This window comes from Dyella ginsengisoli LA-4 (genome assembly GCF_000334915.1).
Classification (GTDB): Bacteria; Pseudomonadota; Gammaproteobacteria; order Xanthomonadales; family Rhodanobacteraceae; genus Dyella_A; species Dyella_A ginsengisoli_A.
In genome coordinates this window covers 14,796-33,701 of the sequence record NZ_AMSF01000016.1, presented here as the reverse complement: position 1 = coordinate 33,701, position 18,906 = coordinate 14,796, and the positions used below count along the sequence as shown (strand labels likewise).

General features: G+C 70.2%; 20 protein-coding genes. 2 read left to right on the top strand and 18 right to left on the bottom strand.

The features are described 5' to 3' along the window. Window positions 1-53: 53 nt before the first annotated feature. From C693_RS0104350 to C693_RS0104265, 18 genes are all read right to left on the bottom strand, one after another. Entirely contained in the window at window positions 54-2,441 is a 2,388-nt protein-coding gene (locus tag C693_RS0104350) for a phosphoketolase family protein (RefSeq protein WP_017461033.1), read from the bottom strand. Window positions 2,442-2,468: 27 nt separating this feature from the next. Next, complete coding sequence (locus C693_RS0104345) at window positions 2,469-3,848, bottom strand: MBL fold metallo-hydrolase RNA specificity domain-containing protein (RefSeq protein WP_017461032.1); 1,380 nt, start codon at window positions 3,846-3,848, stop codon at window positions 2,469-2,471. Next, window positions 3,845-4,798 carry an LOG family protein gene (locus C693_RS0104340; RefSeq protein WP_017461031.1) on the bottom strand — a complete coding sequence of 318 codons (954 nt, stop codon included), beginning with the start codon at window positions 4,796-4,798 and terminating at the stop codon, window positions 3,845-3,847. Before C693_RS0104340 ends, C693_RS0104345 begins: the two co-directional genes overlap by 4 nt. A 43-nt stretch (window positions 4,799-4,841) precedes the next feature. Continuing rightward, window positions 4,842-5,690 (bottom strand): F0F1 ATP synthase subunit gamma, encoded by an 849-nt coding sequence (locus C693_RS0104335; protein WP_017461030.1) that lies wholly within the window; start codon window positions 5,688-5,690, stop codon window positions 4,842-4,844. Continuing rightward, window positions 5,687-7,216: a F0F1 ATP synthase subunit alpha gene (locus tag C693_RS0104330; protein ID WP_017461029.1), complete on the bottom strand. Its 1,530-nt coding sequence runs from the start codon at window positions 7,214-7,216 to the stop codon at window positions 5,687-5,689. Before C693_RS0104330 ends, C693_RS0104335 begins: the two co-directional genes overlap by 4 nt. Beyond that, window positions 7,197-7,943, bottom strand: coding sequence for a hypothetical protein (locus tag C693_RS0104325; RefSeq protein WP_017461028.1), 747 nt, complete (start codon window positions 7,941-7,943; stop codon window positions 7,197-7,199). Before C693_RS0104325 ends, C693_RS0104330 begins: the two co-directional genes overlap by 20 nt. Before the next feature lie 13 nt (window positions 7,944-7,956). Continuing rightward, a complete protein-coding gene (locus C693_RS0104320) occupies window positions 7,957-8,205 on the bottom strand; it encodes a F0F1 ATP synthase subunit C (protein WP_017461027.1) in 249 nt (82 codons plus the stop codon). Next, window positions 8,202-8,918, bottom strand: coding sequence for a F0F1 ATP synthase subunit A (locus tag C693_RS0104315; RefSeq protein WP_017461026.1), 717 nt, complete (start codon window positions 8,916-8,918; stop codon window positions 8,202-8,204). The genes C693_RS0104320 and C693_RS0104315 overlap by 4 nt, the downstream gene beginning before the upstream one ends. Continuing rightward, on the bottom strand, window positions 8,915-9,232 hold the full coding sequence (locus C693_RS21075) for an ATP synthase subunit I (protein ID WP_083868230.1): 318 nt from the start codon (window positions 9,230-9,232) through the stop codon (window positions 8,915-8,917). Before C693_RS21075 ends, C693_RS0104315 begins: the two co-directional genes overlap by 4 nt. A gap of 10 nt (window positions 9,233-9,242) precedes the next feature. Continuing rightward, window positions 9,243-9,545 carry an AtpZ/AtpI family protein gene (locus C693_RS0104305; protein ID WP_017461024.1) on the bottom strand — a complete coding sequence of 101 codons (303 nt, stop codon included), beginning with the start codon at window positions 9,543-9,545 and terminating at the stop codon, window positions 9,243-9,245. Then, on the bottom strand, window positions 9,542-9,967 hold the full coding sequence (locus tag C693_RS0104300; protein WP_017461023.1) for a F0F1 ATP synthase subunit epsilon: 426 nt from the start codon (window positions 9,965-9,967) through the stop codon (window positions 9,542-9,544). The genes C693_RS0104305 and C693_RS0104300 overlap by 4 nt, the downstream gene beginning before the upstream one ends. Further along, the gene (gene atpD / locus C693_RS0104295; RefSeq protein WP_198506835.1) at window positions 9,964-11,370 is read right to left on the bottom strand and encodes a F0F1 ATP synthase subunit beta; all 1,407 of its coding nucleotides are present in this window, start codon (window positions 11,368-11,370) and stop codon (window positions 9,964-9,966) included. Before atpD ends, C693_RS0104300 begins: the two co-directional genes overlap by 4 nt. Window positions 11,371-11,484: 114 nt before the next feature. Continuing rightward, window positions 11,485-12,675, bottom strand: a complete 1,191-nt coding sequence (locus C693_RS0104290) for an acetate/propionate family kinase (RefSeq protein ID WP_026107174.1) — start codon at window positions 12,673-12,675, stop codon at window positions 11,485-11,487. Window positions 12,676-12,686: 11 nt separating this feature from the next. Further along, on the bottom strand, window positions 12,687-14,132 hold the full coding sequence (locus tag C693_RS0104285) for a bifunctional enoyl-CoA hydratase/phosphate acetyltransferase (protein WP_017461020.1): 1,446 nt from the start codon (window positions 14,130-14,132) through the stop codon (window positions 12,687-12,689). Between the two features lie 30 nt (window positions 14,133-14,162). After that, window positions 14,163-14,909, bottom strand: coding sequence for an acetoacetyl-CoA reductase (gene phbB / locus C693_RS0104280; protein WP_017461019.1), 747 nt, complete (start codon window positions 14,907-14,909; stop codon window positions 14,163-14,165). After that, entirely contained in the window at window positions 14,899-15,390 is a 492-nt protein-coding gene (locus C693_RS21070) for a phasin family protein (RefSeq protein WP_157798549.1), read from the bottom strand. The genes phbB and C693_RS21070 overlap by 11 nt, the downstream gene beginning before the upstream one ends. Window positions 15,391-15,556: 166 nt before the next feature. Further along, window positions 15,557-16,321 carry an enoyl-ACP reductase FabI gene (fabI, locus tag C693_RS0104270; protein WP_017461017.1) on the bottom strand — a complete coding sequence of 255 codons (765 nt, stop codon included), beginning with the start codon at window positions 16,319-16,321 and terminating at the stop codon, window positions 15,557-15,559. Window positions 16,322-16,323: 2 nt separating this feature from the next. Next, window positions 16,324-18,084: a PHA/PHB synthase family protein gene (locus C693_RS0104265; protein WP_017461016.1), complete on the bottom strand. Its 1,761-nt coding sequence runs from the start codon at window positions 18,082-18,084 to the stop codon at window positions 16,324-16,326. Between the two features lie 206 nt (window positions 18,085-18,290). Between C693_RS0104265 and C693_RS0104260 the strand changes: the two genes are divergently transcribed. Both C693_RS0104260 and C693_RS0104255 read left to right on the top strand, forming a co-directional pair. Beyond that, the gene (locus C693_RS0104260; RefSeq protein ID WP_017461015.1) at window positions 18,291-18,590 is read left to right on the top strand and encodes a YciI family protein; all 300 of its coding nucleotides are present in this window, start codon (window positions 18,291-18,293) and stop codon (window positions 18,588-18,590) included. Beyond that, entirely contained in the window at window positions 18,587-18,850 is a 264-nt protein-coding gene (locus tag C693_RS0104255; RefSeq protein WP_017461014.1) for a BolA family protein, read from the top strand. The genes C693_RS0104260 and C693_RS0104255 overlap by 4 nt, the downstream gene beginning before the upstream one ends. The last annotated feature ends 56 nt before the right edge of the window (window positions 18,851-18,906 follow it).

The following is an 18,906-nucleotide window of genomic DNA, read 5'->3' as shown; positions in this document are numbered from 1 at the left end:
GTCGGTTCCTGCGACATGCGCCCGTTCGGAGCGGTGTTCAAGAGGGCCGCAAGTCACGCCGCGCCGGTGCGCCCCGGCCAGCGCCAGTCCGCATATTCGGGCTGGTCGTAGCCCTCGCTGCAGGCGAAGCGCTGGCAGGCGAGGATGGCGTCCTTCATCCGGTCGCGCACGTGCGCACCGGCGACCAGCAACCCGGGCACGCGGTCGATGGCGTCGATCACCAGGTCGAAGCGGTCGATCTGGTTGCGGATGGCCAGATCCATCGGGGTGTTGATGTTGCCCTGTTCCTTGTAGCCGCGGACGTGCACGTTGCGGCTGTTGTGGCGGCGGTAGAGCAACTTGTGGATCAGCCACGGATAGCCGTGGAAGTTGAAGATCACCGGCTTGTCGCGGGTGAACAGGCTGTCGAACTCGGCATCGGAGAGCCCGTGCACGTGCTCGCTCTCCGGCTGCAGCCGGAACAGGTCCACCACGTTGACGAAGCGCACCTTCAACGCCGGGAAGTGCTCGCGCAGCAGGGCGGTGGCGGCCAGTGCCTCCATCGTCGGCACGTCGCCGGCGCAGGCCATCACCAGGTCCGGCTCGGCGCCGTCGTCGCTGCTGGCCCAGTCCCAGATGCCGATGCCCTTGGTGCAGTGGTCGGCGGCCTCCTCGATGGTCAGGTACTGCAGGTGGCGCTGCTTGTCGGCCACGATCACGTTGATCTTGTCGGTGCTGTCCAGGCAGTGGTCGACGACCGAGAGCAGGCAGTTCGCGTCCGGCGGCAGGTAGATGCGGGTGACCCGCGGGCTCTTGTTGGTGACCACGTCGAGAAAGCCGGGGTCCTGGTGCGAGAAGCCGTTGTGGTCCTGCCGCCACACGGTGGAGGTGACCAGGATGTTGAGCGAGGACACGCTCGCCCGCCACGGCACGTCCAGCGCCTTCTCCAGCCACTTGGCGTGCTGGTTGAACATCGAGTCGATGACGTGGATGAAGGCCTCGTACGAAGCGAGCAGGCCGTGCCGGCCGGACAGCAGGTAGCCCTCCAGCCAGCCTTCCAGCATGTGTTCGGAGAGGATCTCCATCACCCGGCCGCCGCGTTCCAGGTGGGTGCCGTCGGCATCCTCCGGCAGCGTCGCGGCCATCCAAGCCTTGCCGCTGGCCTGGTAGATGTCGTCGAGCCGGTTCGAGGCGGTCTCGTCGGGGCAGAAGAAGCGGAAGCGGTCGGGATTGGCGCGCATCACGTCGCGCAGCAGGCGGCCGGTCGGCCGGGTGTTTTCCTCGGTGGCGGTGCCCGGTTCGGTGACCGCCACCGCGTATTCGCGGATGTCCGGTCGCAGCAGCGCCCGCCGCAGCAGGCCGCCGTTGGCCACCGGGTTGGCGCTCATGCGGCGATGTCCGGACGGGGCCAGTGCCGCCAGTTCGGGCACCAGCTGGCCGTCCGCGGTGAACAGCGTCTCGGGGCGGTAGCTGCGCAGCCACTGTTCGAGCTGGCGCAGATGGCCGGTGTCCTTGTGCGGATCCAGCGGGATCTGGTGGGCGCGCCAGGTGCCCTCCACGCGATGGCCGTCCACCTCCTTCGGGCCGGTCCATCCCTTGGGCGTGCGCAGCACGATCATCGGCCACGTCGGCAGGCCTTCGAAGCTGCCGGTGCGCGCACGGCGCTGGATGTCGGCAATCCGGTCCAGTGCGGTTTCCAGCGTGGTAGCGAGCAGGCGGTGCACGCGCTGCGGCTCGTCACCTTCGACGAAGAACGGCTCATAGCCGTAACCGCGCATCAGGTCGGCGAGCTGGTCGTGGGGAATGCGCGCCAGCACCGTGGGGTTGGCGATCTTGTAGCCGTTGAGGTGCAGCACCGGCAGCACCGCGCCGTCGCGCGCCGGATCGAGGAACTTGTTCGAATGCCAGGCGGTGGCCAGCGGGCCGGCTTCCGCCTCGCCGTCGCCGACCATGCACACCACCAGAAGGTCGGGATGGTCGAACGCCGCGCCGTAGGCGTGCGACAGGCTGTAGCCGAGCTCGCCGCCCTCGTGCAGCGATCCCGGCGTCTCCGGCGTGCAGTGACTGCCCACGCCACCGGGGAAGGAGAACTCCTTGAAGAACCGGCGCAGCCCGTCCAGGCCCGGCCCCTTGTCCGCATACAGCTCGCCGTAGCGTCCTTCCAGCCATGCGTGGGCCAGCACCGAGGGCGCGCCATGGCCGGGGCCGGAGACGAAGATCGCGTCGAGGTCGCGCGCGCGGATCAGCCGGTTCATGTGCGTCCACACCAGGGTCTGGCCCGGGTCCGAGCCCCAGTGGCCGAGCAGCCGGTGCTTGATGTGTTCCAGGCGCAGCGGCTCGTGCAGCAGCGGGTTCTCCCGCAGGTACAGCATGCCGGCGCACAGGTACAGCGAGGCGCGCCAGTAGCGGTCGAGCCGGACCAGTTCGTCGTCGGAGAGGATGTTGGGGGATGGCGTGGACACGGGCAGCCTCCTGGCCGTCGATGATCGTCAGAGGGTGATGGCGTCGCCCTTGCCGGGCATGTGGACTTCAGTGGCGGGAAGCCGCGTGGCGAACGCCTGCATCACGCGCTCGTCGCCGTGTACCAGGATGGTCTTGTCCGGCTTGATCGCCGCGTGCCAGGCGAGCAGCTCGTCGCGATCGGCGTGCGCCGAGAAGCCGTTGATGGTGTGCAGATGGGCGCGTACCGGGATGTCGTCGCCGAACAGGCGCACCGACTTCGCGCCATCGATGAGGATGCGCGCCAGCGTGCCGGAGGCGGCATAGCCGACGAACACCACGCTGGAATCCTCGCGCCACAGGTTGTGCCTCAGGTGATGGCGCACGCGCCCGCCGGTGCACATGCCCGAGCCGGCCATCAGGATCGCGCCGCCGCGGATCCGGTTCAGCGCCATCGAGTCGGCGGTCTCGCGGGTGAAGCGCAGGCCGGGCAGGGCGAACGGATCGCCGCCCTGGGCGAACAGGGCACGTTCCTTCGGGTCGTAGCATTCGGTGTGGCGACGGAAGATCTCGGTGGCGGAGATCGCCATCGGCGAATCGAGGAACACCGGCAGCGTGCGCGGCAGCCGGCCGCTCTCCACGCCGGCGCGCAGGTAGTAGAGGATCTCCTGCGCACGCTCCAGCGCGAAGGTGGGGATCACCACGTTGCCGCCGCGGGCGAAGGTGTCGGTGATCGCGGCATACAGCTCCTCCACCGAGGGCCCCAGCGGCTTGTGCAGGCGGTCGCCGTAGGTGGTTTCCATCACCACCGCATCGGCATGCGGCGGCGGCTGCGGGTCGCGCAGGATCGGCCGGCCGCTGTTGCCGAGGTCGCCGGAGAAGATCACCGAGCGGCCGCCGTCGCCGTCCTGCACGATGCGGATGCTGGCCGAGCCGAGGATGTGCCCGGCATCGTGGAAGGTGGCGGTCAGGCCCGGCGCGAGCTCGATCGGCTGGCCGTAGCGGGCGACGCGGCCAAAGCGGTCCATCGCGTTGAGCGCGTCGAGCGTGGTGTACAGCGGCTGCCCGTCCTTGTCGCCGCGACGCCAGGCGTGTCGCTGGCGGCGCTCGGCATCGGCTTCCTGCAGGCCGGCGGCGTCGAGCATCACCAGCCGCGCCAGCTCGCGGGAGGCCGCGGTGGTGATGATCTCGCCGGAGAACCCCCGATCGACCAGCAGCGGGATGCGACCGCAATGATCCAGGTGGGCGTGGGTGAGCAGCAGGATGTCGATCGATGCCGGATCGAAGCCGAAATCGTCGCCGTTCTGCTCGTCCAGTTCGCGGCTGCCCTGGTACATGCCGCAGTCGATGAGGATGCGCTTGCCGGCAGCTTCGAGCAGGTGGCAGGAGCCGGTGACCTCGCGGTCGGCGCCGTGGAAGGAGATTTTCATGGGCGTGCATCCGTGGCGGTGGAGGGGAGCAGGGGGCTGCCGTTGCGTTCGTGCCAGTCGAGGATCCCCTGCCAGGCTTCCTCGGCGGTCTCGGCGTACCAGAACAGGTCGCGGTCTTCCTCGTCGATGCTGCCGGCCTCGAGCAGGAAGTCGACGTCGAACACGCGGCGCCAGTAGTCCTCGCCGACCAGCACGATGGGAATGGGGGCGCTCTTGCGGGTCTGGATCAGGGTCAGCGCGCCGAACACCTCGTCCAGCGTGCCGTAGCCGCCGGGCAGGGCGACGATGGCGACCGCCCGCTTCATGAAGTGCAGCTTGCGCATGGCGAAGTAGTGGAACTGCATGCACAGTCCGGGCGTGACGTAGGGGTTCGGATACTGCTCGCGCGGCAGCGCGATGTTCAGGCCCACCGTCTGCGCTCCGGCCTCGCACGCGCCGCGATTGGCCGACTCCATTGCACCCGGGCCGCCGCCGGTGAGGATGGCCATGCCGGGAATGCCGGCCAGGCCGACCCGCTGGCCGACCTCGCGCCCCACTTCGTAGTAGCGCGACAGGGCTTCCCGCCGCTCGGCCAGTTGCAGGGCGCGCGCGGTGGCCGGGTCGTCGGGCCGCGAGCCGGCCGCTTCCCGTGCCGAGGCGAGCTCGCGCTTTGCCGTTTCCGGCTCGCGCAGGCGGGTACTGCCGTAGACCAGCACCGTGCGTTCGATGCCGTGGGCGGCGAGCACCAGTTCGGCCTTGAGGTAGTCCACCTGCAGGCGCACGCCACGTGCCGCGTCCTCGTGCAGGAAGGCCGGATCGCTGTCCGCCTCCCGGTACGACGGATGCTGCATGATCGCGCGCAGGCGCTCGTCCACCTGTGGTTCTTCGGCGTGTGCCTTGGGATGCTCCCAAGGCAGCGGCGTGCGGCGCTTGCGGGGTGGTGGCGGCGGACAGTGGCGGCGGTGGTTCAAGTGCGGCTCCTTTGATCGCGGCACGGCGGCCGCGACGGGGTGGTCAGGTCCGGGCGGCGGAAAGCTCGAGGATCTCGTCGGTGATGTCTTCCTGGCGCACGCGCTGGAACTGAAGCGTGAGCGAGGCTTCGGTGCGTTCCAGGTTGCCGTGGGCGGCGATCATCGCCTGCATGCGGGCCTGGTTTTCCGCCGCGTAGGACAGCATCAATGCCTCGCACAGGTCGGCGTGCACGTACTCCACGGCGAGCTGTTCGAGCAAGGCCATCGGCGGCAGGTTCATCAGCGGCGCCTGGCCGTCGGCGAGGTGGGCGGGAAATCGGCCGAAGTCGAACGGCAGCAGCCAGCGTCGAACGATCGCCTGATCCTCGCCCTCGCCCGGACTGCCGTGGACCAGCAGCACCCGGCCCGGTCCGCGCGGTGCGAGCGCCGCGTAGACCGCACCGGAGATCCGGTCGGCCAGCGCGGAGACCTCGTCGGTGTGGGCGGCCATGGGCACGCTCCAGTCCGGCGTGCGCCCGCGGTTGCCGGCCACCATCAGGCCGCGGTCGCCGACGATGAACAGGCGGCTGTTGGCCTTGTCGGCCAGCGGCAGGGCGACGTCGAGCACGCGCTCGTTGAAGCTGCCGGCGAAGCCCTGCTCGGCGCACAGCGCGACCACCAGGACGCCATCGCCGGTTGTCGCCGGCGCAGCGACCGGCTGGCCGGACGGCAAGCTGCCGAGGACCTGGCCGATCGCCTGGCCGATCGTGGCGGCATACAGACGGATCGCCTCCAGCTCGCGTCGCGCCTGCTGCGAGCGGCTCGCCGCGATCGCCCGCATCGCAGAGATCACGCTGCCCAGCTGGCGCGTGGAGTCCAGTCGCGCAGCGACTTCGGCCAGCTGCCCGCTCATGCCGGCGCTCCTTTCGATGCGGCGGCGATCATCGCGACCAGCTCGCGCACCGCGTCCACCAGCATGCCGCGGGTGGACGCATCCAGCGTGTCGCCGATCGGTATCGGCCGCCCCTGGGCCAGGCGGGTCGGCAGTTGCCGGCGCAGCTCCGCGATCAGGCCGGCGGGCTGGCCATCCAGCACGCCGTCGTCCAGTGCCGCGAGCAGGGCGAGTTGCGCGGGCAGCTGCTGCGCGGCGAAACGCGGCTGGCTCAACAGGGCCCGGATCGCCTGGCCACGGGCGATCTGCGCCTTGACCCGGGTGTCGCTGAGATTGCCGAAGCGGGTGAACAGCTCCAGTTCGAGAAACTGCGAATACTGCAGCCGCAGCTGGCCGGCCACCTCGCGCAGCACCGGCGGCTGGGCCTTGCCGCCGACCCGGCTCACCGACAGGCCGACATCCACCGCCGGCCGCTGGTCGGCGGCGAACAGCGAGGTGTCGAACACGATCTGGCCGTCAGTGATCGAGATCAGGTTGGTCGGGATGTAGGCGGCCAGGTTGCCCGCTTCGGTCTGCGCGATCGGCAGCGCGGTGAGCGAACCGCCGCCCTTGGCCGTCGACAGCCTGGCCGCCCGCTCGAGCATGCGGGCGTGCAGGTAGAACACATCGCCGGGGTAGGCCTCGCGGCCGGCCGGCTGATGGGTGAGCAGGGCCAGCTCGCGGTGGGTGGCGGCGTGCTTGGTGAGATCGTCGATCACGATCAGCGCGTGCTGGCCGCGGTCGCGGAAGTGCTCGGCGATGCTGAAGCCGGCGAACGGCGCCACCCACTGCAGTCCGGCCGAGGCCGACGCCGAGGCCACCACGAAGATGGTGCGCTCGGGCGCGCCGTGCGCGCGTACAGCCTCGATCACCTGTTGCACGGCATGGGCGCGCTGGCCGACCGAGACGTACACGCAGACCATGTCCGAGTGCTTCTGGTTGATCATCGCGTCCACCGCCAGCGAGGTCTTGCCGGTGGCGCGATCACCGATCAGGAGCTCGCGCTGGCCGCGGCCGATCGGGAACATCGCGTCGATCACCAGCACGCCGGTGGCGACCGGCTCGCTCACCAGGTCACGCTCGATGATCGCCGGCGCCGGGCGCTCGATCGGCAGGTGGTCCTCGGCCGCCACCGGCTCGTCGCGGTCCAGCGGGCGTCCCAGCGGGTCGAGCACGCGGCCGAGCAGGCCCGGTCCCACCGGCACGCGCAGCACCTCGCCGGTGCCGAGCACCTCGGAGCCGGCCTCGACGCTGTCGTCGTCGTCCAGCAGCACGGCGGCCAGCGTGTCTTCGTCCAGCGAGAGCACGAAGCCCATGCGGTCGTGCTGGAAGCGCAGCAGTTCATGCAGACGTGCCTGGGCCAGGCCGGAGACGATGGCGATGCCGTCGGCGATCCGCTCGACGTGGCCCAGCCCGACCGAGCGCACGCCGAGCCGGCTCTGCGCGACGACGGCCTGGCTGCGGCGCAGCCAGTCGCCGGTGGTGGCGTCAGGCGTGTCGGTCGGCATGGGTCAGCTCGTGCTGCAGATGGTCGAGGTCGGCGCGCAGGTGATTGCTTACCACCAGGTCGGGACTGCGCAGTTCCAGCCCGGCGATCAGGTTGGGATCCACCGCCGGCTGCAGCGGGGCGGAGCGGCCGATGGCCTGCTGGATCGCCTGCACGCAGCGATCCCTTTCGCTCGCTTCGAGCGTGCGCGGCGCCACCAGCGCGAGCGGCGTTGCCGGATCGGCCAGCTTCTGCCGCTGCGAATCCGGCAGTGCCCGCAGCGAGGCGACGAGGTCGTCGAGAAAACCCGCGACGCGTGCCGAGGCCGGCAGGCGATCGAGCAGCCGCGCGGCAATGTCGACGGCCAGCGCAGCGGCGCGCTGCTCGTCGGCGCGCCGCTGCGCGACAAGCTGCTTGTCCCGTTCGGCCTGTGCCTGCTGGCGCAGGGCCCCGGCCTCGGCCTGCGCGGCGGCCAGCAGGCGGATGCGTGCCGCTTCGGCGTCGTTCTGCGCGGCCTTCATCGCCGCGTCGCGCCCGGCGGCGAGTTCGGTCTGCTGTGCCGTCGCTGCCGCCGTGGCCTGGCGCGCGCGGTCGCGCTCGGCCTCGGCGTCGGCCAGCAGTTTCGCCGCGGCCTCGCGCCGCTGCGCGATCACGCGCACCACCGGGCGATACAGCACCCGCGACAGCAGCCAGATCAGGACCAGCGCATTGATCGCCTGCAGCGCCAGCGTCCAGAAGTCGATCTTCATCGAAGGTCGCCGCCTACTTGAGGAACGGGTTGGCGAACAGCAGCAGGATGGCGATCACCAGGCAGTAGATCGCCATCGTCTCGATCATCGCCAGGCCCACGAACAGCGTGCGCGAGATGGTGCCGGCCGATTCGGGCTGGCGCGCGATCGCATCCATCGCGGCCGCCACCGCGCGGCCCTCGGCGAGCGCCGGGCCGATCGCACCGAAGCTCACCGACAGCGCGGCGGCGAGGATGCTGACAACGGGAATGAGGTCGTTCATGACGGGTCTCTCCGATCGGAAGATGCAGGCGCGTCCGGCGCGCGGGAGGGCGGGGCGGGGTGCACGGCAGCGCCGATGAACACCATCGCCAGCACGCTGAAGATGTAGGCCTGGATGGCGCCGGTGAGCAGGTCCAGCGCCATGAACGGGATCGGCACGATCAGCCCCGCCAGCGACAGCGCGATGCCGACCACGAACACGCCGCTCATCACGTTGCCGAACAGACGCACCATCAGCGAGAAGGTGCGGGTGATCTGCTCGACCAGGTTCAGCGGCACCATCAGCCAGCCCGGCTCGGCGAAGGTGGCCAGGTAGCCGCGCACGCCGCGGCTGCGCAGGCCGAACACGATGGTGGCGAGGAACACGATGCCGGCCAGTGCGGCGTCGGTCTCCAGGTGGGCGGTGGGCGGTTCGATACCGGGCACCAGCCCCGACCAGTTCGCGGTCAGCACGAACAGGAAGATGCTGCCGATCAACGCTCGGTAGGGTGCCGGGTCCACCTGCATGGTGTCGCGGATCTGCCCGTCGATGGTTTCCACCAGCAGTTCCAGCACCGCCTGCGTCCGCGAGGGGCGCAGCGAGAGGCGTCGCGTGGCCAGCCATGAACCGAGCGCCAGCGCCGCCACGATCCCCCAGCTCACGGCCACGGCCGAGCTGATCGGGACCGGGCCGAGATGGAACAGGACGTCGGTGCGCAGCGGCGAGCCGATCATGGCCGGGGCTCCCCGGCCGGTGGCGGCGCGTGGATCGCCGCGCGGTCGCGCAGCAGCACGTGGCGCGCCACCAGGAAGCCGCCGAAGCCCGCCAGCAGCGCGGCCAGGCCGAAGTGGAACAGGGCCGCCAGCAGCAGCGCGCTGAGCAGCACGCGCAGGCCTTGCGACGCCAGCGCCAGTCCGGTGCGACCGGCGGCGAGCAGGCGCACGGTGTAGCGCAGTCCGACGAAGTGGAGCAGGCCGACCGCGCCACCGGCGAGCAGCCCGATGCCGATGGCCGGGGCCAACGGAAGCGTTGCGAGGGGAGGGCTCATGGCAGGTTCCTCATTGACGGTGCATCCAGCGCCAGGCGAACCACAGGCCCAGCCCGGCACCGACGGTGAGCAGGGCGGCGGCGAACGTGACGCCGGTACGCAGCCAGCGGTCCAGCCAGTGCCCGGCCAGCACGCCGAGCAGGATCGGGGTGACGATGGTCCAGCCCAGCACGCCGATCTGCGCCAGGCGGATGCTGGCCGGGGTGGCCGGATCGTCGCGGTTGGCCTCGTCGCGCTGGCGCGCGCGCCGGGCGGCCGTGGTGACCGGGTCGCGGCTCTCTTCCGTGCGCGGGTCGGGTGCCGGCGTCGTCATGGTGCGACGTTCCTCGGGCCCGGGCGCAGGTAGCGCAGCAGGGTGCGCACGGCGCGGGCGTGCAACTGCATCTGTTCGACCCGCGCGCGGCGGTCGGCATCGGCCTGGTCGGCGCGTGCGCTGCGCACGGTGGCCTCCAGTGTGCCGAGCTGGTCGCCACGCACGGCGCCGCGACAGGCCACGTGGAGCTGCGCTCCCTCGCTCATCCGCAACACGCCGCCGCGCAGCGCGCAGTAGCCGTGCTCGCCGCCGGTACGCTGCCAGCGCAGCACGGTGGGCACCAGCACGGTGATCAGGTCGGCGTGGCCGGGCAGGATGCCGAAGCTGCCGCTGGCGTCCTCGCCGCGCACCGCGGTCACGTCGTCCAGGTCGAGCACGACCTGCTGCGGCGTGGCGAGCACCAGGTGCAGGTGGCCGGTCATGCCGCGGCCTTCGTGGCGGCGGCTTCCTTGGCCTGGGCTTCGGCCAGCGTGCCGACCATGTACAGCGAACTCTCGCGCCAGCCGTCGCAGTCGCCGCGCAGGATCGCCTCGCAGCCGTCCAGCGTGTCGGCCAGTGCCACGCTGCGGCCGGGCATGCCGGTGAAGGCTTCGGTGACGGCGAACGGCTGGGTCAGGAAGCGCTGCAGGCGGCGCGCCCGCTCGACCAGCCGGCGGTCCTCGGCGCCCAGTTCGTCCACGCCGAGCAGGGCGATCACGTCCTGCAGCTGGCGATAGTGTTCGATCACCCGCCGCACCTCGGTGGCGATGCGCACGTGGCGTTCGCCGAGCAGGTCGGCGTCGAGCATGATCGACGAGGAGGCGATCGGGTCGATCGCCGGATACATGCCCTGCGCGGCCATCTCGCGCGAGAGCACCACCATCGAGTCCACGTGCGAGGCCAGTGCGGTGACCGCCGGGTCGGTGAAGTCGTCGGCCGGCACGTAGACCGCCTCGATCGCGGTGACCGCCACGCCGTCCACCGAGACGATGCGTTCCTGCAAGGCGGCCACCTCGTCGGCCAGGGTGGGCTGGTAGCCCACGCGCGAGGGCTGCCGGCCGAGCAGGCCGGACACTTCCGAGCCGGCCTGCACGAAGCGGAAGATGTTGTCCATCAGCAGCAGTACGTTCTGCCGCCGCTCGTCGCGGAAGTATTCGGCCATGGTCAGTGCGGTGAACGGTACCCGCCAGCGCGCGCCCGGCGGCTCGTTCATCTGTCCATAGACCAGCACGGTGTGGCCGAGCACGCCGGTGTTGCGCATGTCCAGCAGCATCTCGTGTCCCTCGCGCGAACGCTCGCCGACGCCGGCGAACACCGAGATGCCCTGGTAGCGCTCGACCATGGCGTGGATCAGCTCCATCACCAGCACGGTCTTGCCGACACCGGCGCCGCCGAACATCGCCGCCTTGCCACCCTGCACCAGCGGGGTGAGCAGGTCGATCACCTTCAGGCCGGTGGCGAACAGCGTGCTGGTGCCGCTCTGCGCGGCCAGCGGCGGAGCGGCGCGGTGGATCGGTCGGCGCGGCACGTCGGCGGGCAGGGCGGGGCCGTCGTCACCCAGCTGGCCGGTGACATCGAGCAGCCGGCCGAGTACCGCCGGGCCGACCGGCACCCGCAGCGGCTGCCCCTGGGCCTGCACGCGCAGTCCGCGTGCGATGCCTTCGGTCGATTGCAGGGCGATCGCACGCACGTCCGTCGTGGAAAGTTGCGAGGTGACCTCCACCAGCAGCGGCGTGCCGTCGTCGCGCAGCACGTGCAGGGCCTCGCCGACCGCCGGCAGCGGCGGCTGTGCGAAACGCACGTCGAGCACCGCGCCGCGCACCGCCGTGACCTGTCCATCGTGCATCCCGGCCATGAAAGAAGCTCTCGTTCTCCAGGGTGGGCGCGCCACCCGCATGCGATGCCCCATGGTCGGGCATCGGCGCACTGCGGGAGTTGACTCGCATCAATCCGGAACGGATCAGCCCGCCATCAGCTCCAGCGTGGCACGGGCGGCGATCCACTCCTCGTTGGTCGGCTCGACCACCACGCGCACGCGGCTTTCCGGGCCGGACACCACCGCAGCGTGCGCCGCGTTGGCGCGGGTGTCCAGCGCGACGCCGAGCCAGCCCAGCGCGTCGCAGACGCGCTCGCGGATCACTGCGTTGTGTTCGCCGATGCCGGCCGTGAACACCAGCATGTCCAGGCCGCCGAGCACGGCGGCGAGCGCGCCGATCTCGCGCACGATGCGTCGCACGTAGAGCGCCAGCGCCTCGCGCACGGGGGGCTCGTCCTCGCGCGGCAGCAGTTCGCGCGGGTCGGGCGACACGCCCGAGACGCCGAGCAGGCCGGACTCGTGGTAGAGCATGTGGCCGACCTGTTCCACGCCGAGGCCGCGGATCTGCATCAGGTACAGCAGCGCGCCGGGGTCGAGCGCGCCGCAGCGCGTGCCCATCATCAGGCCATCCAGCGCGGAAAAGCCCATCGTGGTGGCGACGCTGCGCAGGTCGTGCATGGCGCACAGGCTGGCGCCGCTGCCCAGGTGGGCGCAGATCGTGCGGCCACGCGCGCCGGCGCCGTAGCGCTCGGCCAGCACCGTGGCCATGTAGGCGTAGGACAGCCCGTGGAAGCCGTAGCGACGCAGGCCCTCGTCCCAGAGCGCACGCGGCAGTGGCAGCATCTGCTCCACCTTTGGCACGGTGTGGTGGAAGGCGGTATCGAAGCAGGCGACCTGCGGCAGGTCCGGGTGCAGGCCGAGCAGCGCCTCGATCGCCTCCAGCGCGAACGGCTGGTGCAGCGGCGCCAGCGGGATGTAGCTGCGCAGGTCGGCGAGCACCGCGGCGTCCACCCGCACTGGCGCGAAATACTTGCTGCCGCCGTGCACCACGCGATGCGCCACGGCGGCCAGCCGGCGGTCGCCGAGCCGGGCCTGCAGTCGCTCGCGGATGTGCATCAAGGCGCCGGTGTACGGATCGGAGCTGTCGAGCGCGAGCATCGCATCGGGCTCGCCGGCGGCTTCGTAGCGCGGCGACGGCCCGGTGATGCCCTCGATCTTGCCGCTCCAGGCCGGATGGCGCGGAAGCGGCGAGACCGCGGCGTCGAACAGCGCGAACTTGATGCTGGACGAGCCGCAGTTGAGCACCAGCAGCAGATCGCCTGCCGCCTGGGTCATCGGAAACGCGCTCACAGCGGATGGCTCCGGTAGTGATGGGCCAGCAGCAGTGCCACCGCACAGGAGGCCATCCGCGACTCGCGCGAGTCGGCGCGGCTGGTGAGCACGATCGGCACCTTCGCGCCGATCACGATACCGGCGCTGGCCGCACCGCCGAGGTATTCGAGCTGCTTGGCCAGCATGTTGCCGCTCTCCAGATCCGGCACCACCAGCACGTCGGCCTGGCCGGCCACCGGCGAGACGATGCCCTTGATCCGCGCAGCCGCCGCCGATACCGCGTTGTCGAACGCCAGCGGGCCGTCGAGCACGCCGCCTTCGATCTGGCCGCGGTCGGCCATCTTGCACAGCGCCGCCGCGTCGAGCGTGGCCGGCATGTGCGGGTTGACCGTTTCCACCGCGGCGAGGATCGCCACGCGCGGCTGCGCCACGCCGATCGTCTGGGCCAGGTCGATGGCGTTGCGGATGATGTCGGCCTTCTCTTCCAGCGTCGGTGCGATGTTGATCGCCGCGTCGGTGATGATGAACGGCCGCGGGTAGGCCGGCGTCTGCATGATGAAGCAGTGGCTGATCCGCCGCTTGGTACGCAGGCCGCTGCCCGCGGCGACCACGGCACCCATCAACTCGTCGGTGTGCAGGCTGCCCTTCATCAGCGCATCGACCTCGCCGGCCGCGGCCAGCTCGACCGCCCGTGCCGCTGCGGCGTGGCTGTGCGGGACATCCTCGATGGCGATGCCGGTCAGGTCGAATCCCGCCTGGGCGGCCACCGCCTCGAGCCGCGCACGCGGGGCCACCAGCACCGGTTCGATCAGCCCCGCGCGCCAGGCATCGACGGCGCCGCCGAGACTGGACTCGTCGCAGGGATGGACCACCGCCATGCGGATCGCGCCCAGCGGCTTCACGTAGTCGAGCAGGCGCTGCACGCCGTCGTTGCCTCTCGTCAGGCGGACTTCGGGCAGGGTGGCGCGCGGCCGGACAATCTTCTCCACCGGCGCCAGCACCAGGGCTTCGCCCTTGATCGCGCACTGGCCGGCCTGGTCGATGCAGCTGCAGTCGAGCACCAGCTCTTTCCTCGCCTCGTCCCTGGAGCGCACGGTGACCCGGATGGTCAGCGTGTCGCCGATGTGCACCGGGGCGAGGAATTTCAGCGTCTGCGACAGGTAGATCGTGCCGGGGCCGGGCAGGCGGGTGCCGAGCACGGCCGAGATCAGCGCCGCGCCCCACATGCCGTGCGCGATCACGCCGTGGAAACGGGTGGAGGCGGCGAAATCCGGATCCAGGTGCTGCGGATTGACGTCGCCGGACATCACGGCGAACAGCTGGATGTCCTCGGCGGTGAGCGTGCGCTCGATCGCCGCGGTGTCGCCGACGGCGATTTCCTCGAAGGTGCGGTTGCGGATGAAGTGGATGTCGTCGGCGTCGCCAGGTGGGCCGGCGGGGGCGGCGGGGGTATCGGGCATGGACGCGCTCCTTGGGTCCGCGGAAGGAATTCAGGCCATGTGCTGGCCGCCGTTCATCGCCAGGTTCGCCCCGGTCATGAACGCGGCCGCATCGCTGCAGACGAAGGCCACCAGCGCTGCGACCTCGCCGGTGCGTCCCAGCCGTCCCATCGGGATCTGCGAGAGCACCTTGGTCTTGAGCACCTCTTCGGGCACGGCTGCCACCATCCGCGTCTGCAGGTAACCCGGCGACACCGTGTTGACCGTGATGCCCTTGGTCGCCAGCTCCAGCGCCAGCGACTTGGTGAAGCCGTGCATGCCGGCCTTGGATGCGGCGTAGTTGGTCTGGCCGAAGGCGCCCTTGGAGCCGTTGACCGAGGCGATGTTGACGATGCGCCCCCAGCCGCCGCCGATCATGCCCTCGACGAACGCCTTGGTGACGTTGAACAGCGAATCGAGGTTGGTGTGCATCACCGTGTCCCAGTCCACCTTCTGCATCTTGCGGAAGCTGGCGTCGCGGGTGATGCCGGCGTTGTTGACCAGGATGTCCACCACGTGGCCGTCGGCGCGGATGCGTTCGGCGCAGGCGGCGCAGGAGTCGGCGTCGGCCACGTCCATCTCGTAGGTGAGGTAGCTGCGGCCCTGGGCGGCGTGTTCGGCCAGCCAGGCGTCGACGTCGCTGCGCCCGGGCGAGTGGGTGACGATCACGCGGCAGCCGGCATCGTGCAAGGCCTGGGCGATCGACTCGCCCAGGCAGCCCATGCCGCCGGTAACCACGGCAGTGTGCTCAGCTTGCATGGTTCTTGCCTTTGCCCGTGGCCTTCGCACCGGACCCGCCAGCAGGCGGCGTGAACATCTTCATCAGCGCGCTGAAATCCGGCACGGCGCCGCTCATCGGCATGCCCATCGGCAACGACTTGCCGGCGTCGCTGACGGCACGGGTGAGCGATTTCTGCCAGTCGGCCAGCGCGTGCTGCATGCCGGCGACGAAGCGCGTCTGCTCGGCAATGGCGGTCTCGGTACATGCCTGTGCGTCGCCCACGCGCTTCTGCATGCGACGCCATGCCGTGCTGCCGGGAAGGTTGGTCAGGTCTTTCCAGTCGCTGGCCCGGGACAGGTCTTCCAGTTCCTTGCGGGTCTCCTCGACATCGTCCTCGAGCGCCTTGTCGCCGAGGTCGGCCCACTGCTGGCGAGCCTCCTGCAGCAACAGGCCCATGTTCAACCACAACTGGACGTTGGCCTTGTACAGCTCCATGGGAAGGTTGGTATCGATGCTCATGATCATGTCCTCGCTTCGGGTGCGGTGGTTGGCGTGAGGCCGGCATCCCTGGGGCGTCGTCGCGGGCGATACCGGCGGTCGTCCGCAAAGGTGGCCGCGCTCCATGACAATCCGTGCGGCCACCCGGGTGTTGTGTGTCCTGTGTAGAGCCTTCGTTCCCTTCCGTTCAGTTGAGGATGTGGTAGCCGGCGTCCACGTACAGCGTGTCGCCGGTGATCGAGCGCGCGGCCTCACTGGCTAGGAACACGCACAGGCGGCCCACATCGTCGATATCCACCGGGCGTCGCAGCGGCGCGCGCTGCACCGCTTCACGCAGCAACTGGTCGAACTGCTCGATGCCGGAGGCGGCGCGTGTCGCCAGCGGGCCCGGCGAGATCGCGTTGACGCGGATGCCGGCCGGGCCGAGTTCGGCGGCCAGGTAACGCACCGACGATTCCAGCGCGGCTTTCACCGGCCCCATCAGCCCGTAGTGGTCGATCACCTCGTCGGCACCGAGGTAGCTCATGGTCATCAGGCTGCCGCCGCGGTCCATCAGCGGCTCGGCCAGCCGGGCCATGCGGATGAACGAATGGCAGGAGATGTCCATCGCGCGCAGGAAGCCGTCGCGCGAGCTGTCGGTAACGCGGCCGTGCAGGTCGTCCTTCGGCGCGAACGCGATCGAATGCAGCACGAAATCCAGCCGGCCCCACTGGTTCTTCACCGCCTCGAATACCGCGTCCAGTTGGCCGGCCTGGGTCACGTCCAGCGGCATCCGGATCGGTGCGTCCAGGGTCTGCGCCAGTGGCTCGACCCAGGGCCGGGCCTGCTCGTTCAGCCAGGTGACGGCCAGCTGTGCACCCGCGGCATGCAGCGCCCGCGCACAACCCCACGCGATGCTGTGCTCGTTGGCGATGCCGACCACCAGGCCCTTCGCGCCGCTCAGACCGGACATGTTCAGGTCTCCCGCACGTAGTGGCCGGGGGCGTCGGCGAGCGGACGGTAGCCGGCGCGGGCGTTGCCCATCGATGGTGCTGCCACCGGCTCGCCCGAATGCGCGTCCAGCCATTGCAGCCAGGCGGGCCACCAGGAGCCGTCGTGCATCGGTGCCCGCTGCAGCCAGTCGTCGGGGCCGATGTAGGGAGCGCCTTCCGCACGCTGCAGCAACTGGTAGCTGCGGTGCGGGTGCCCCGGCTCGCTGACGATGCCGGCGTTGTGTCCGCCGCTGGTCAGCACGAAGGTCAGGTCGGCGACGGTGAGGTAGTGCAGCTTGTACACCGAGCGCCAGGGCGCGACGTGGTCGGTCTGCGTGCCGACCACGAACACCGGCAGGGTGATGTCGCTCAGCGCCACCGGTCGGCCGTCCACCGGGAACCGGCCTTCGGCCAGGTCGTTGTGCAGGAACAGCCGGCGCAGGTATTCCGAGTGCATGCGTGCCGGCATGCGGGTGGCATCGGCGTTCCACGCCATCAGGTCGTTCATCGGCGGGCGCGTACCCATCAGGTACTCGCCGACCATGCGCGACCACAGCAGGTCGTAGGAGCGCAGCATCTGGAACGCACCGGCCATCTGCTGGGCGGTCAGATAGCCGGTCTGCGACATCTGCGCCTCGAGCAGGGAGACCTGGCTTTCGTCGATGAACAGACCCAGCTCGCCCGGCTCGGTGAAGTCGGTCTGCGCGGCAAACAGGGTCGCCGAGGCAAGCCGGTGATCTCCGTCGCGGGCCATCGCCGCCGCGGCGACCGACAGCAGGGTGCCGCCCAGGCAGTAGCCCACGCCGTGCACCTTCCGCTTCGGCACGATCGCTCCCACCGCATCCAGCGCATCCATCACGCCGAGCCGCAGGTAGTCCTCCATGCCCAGCTCGCGGTCGTCGGCATCCGGGTTCTTCCAGGAGATGCAGAACACCGTGTGGCCCTGGTCGACCAGGTAACGGATCAGCGAGTTGTGCGGCGAAAGATCCAGGATGTAGTACTTCATGATCCATGCCGGCACGATCAGGATCGGCTCCGGCCGCACCTTGTCCGTCGTGGGCGTGTACTGGATCAGCTCCACCAGCCGGTTCTTCATCACCACCTTGCCCGGGGTGACGGCCAGGTTGCGGCCGACGGCGTAGTCCTCGGTGCCGGCCGGCGGCGCGCCGATCGCCAGCCGGTCCAGATCGTCCAGTGCGTTGAGCCAGCCGCGCCACAGGTTGGTGCCGGCCTGCTCGATCGTCTGCTTCAGCACCACCGGGTTGGTGACCAGCTGGTTGCCCGGCGACCACATGTCCAGCCACTGCCGGGCGACGAATCCGGCGACGTCGGCATGGTGCTTCTCCACGCCCTCCACGCCATGGGTGGCTTCCTCCCACCAGCGTTCGGCCATCAGGAAAGCCTGATGCATCACGTTGAACGGCCAGCGTCCCCATTCGGGCTCGCGGAAACGGCGGTCGCCGGGACGGGGCGTCACGCAGCCGCCATTGGGAGCGGCACCGGGGAGGGCGCAGCGGGCGGCGTAATCCGCCAGCGCCTGCCATTGCCGCAACCCGAGGTGCATGAGCTCCAGGCGCTTGCCGGGGGATGCGGCCAGGTGCGCCGCCCAGTCGCTGAAGGCCAGTTCCAGCGAAGCGGGGGAGATCGAGGCGGTCCATCGCGCCAGCGCTGCACGGACCTGGCGGTCGGTGCGCGCCGCAGCCGTGGGCTGGGGCGTCCTCGGGGCGGGAGCGACTTCCTTCATCGGATCATCCGGATACGCGGGTGGGGGCCCGGCATCGGCATGAATGCCTTGCCATGCCGGGAGCACGGGCAGGATGCGCTGCGGCATCGGGGCAGGCCTTGACTGAGGTCAACCAGCGGTCCGAACGTTTCTGCGATGCAGCATCGGGCCTGCGACGGCAGTGGCTGAAGTAAAATGCCGCTTTGCCCAGTCAGGAAGCGCCCCGCATGTGGTTTGCCGTCCACGCCAAGGACCACCCCGATTCCCTCGCCAAGCGCATGGCCGCCCGGCCTGAGCACCTGGCCCGCCTGCACGCGCTGCAGTCCGAAGGACGTCTGCTGCTGGCCGGTCCGTTCCCGGCGATCGCCTCGGAGGACCCGGGCCCGGCCGGCTTCACCGGCAGCCTGATCATCGCCGAGTTCGCCAGCCAGGCCGACGCCGAGGCCTGGGCCGGCGCCGACCCGTACGTGGCGGCCGGCGTCTACGCCGAGGTCGAGGTCAAGCCGTTCCGCAAGACCCTGCCATGAGCGCGGCGATGGTCGAGCAGATCCGCGAGCGTCTCGCCGCCGCGCTGGCGCCGACCGAGCTGGACGTGCAGGACGAGGGCCACAAGCACGCCGGTCACGCCAACGCGGGCAAAGGCCATTTCCACGTGCGCATCGTCAGCGCCGCGTTCGCCGGGGTGCTGCCGATCAAGCGCCACCGCATGGTGTACGCGGCGCTGGATGGCCTGATGGACAACGGGATCCACGCCCTGTCCATCGATGCACGGGCACCTGACGTGTAAAATCATCCGCTTGCATTAACTTCTTCAAGTGGATTCCGCCGTCGCAACGCATTGCG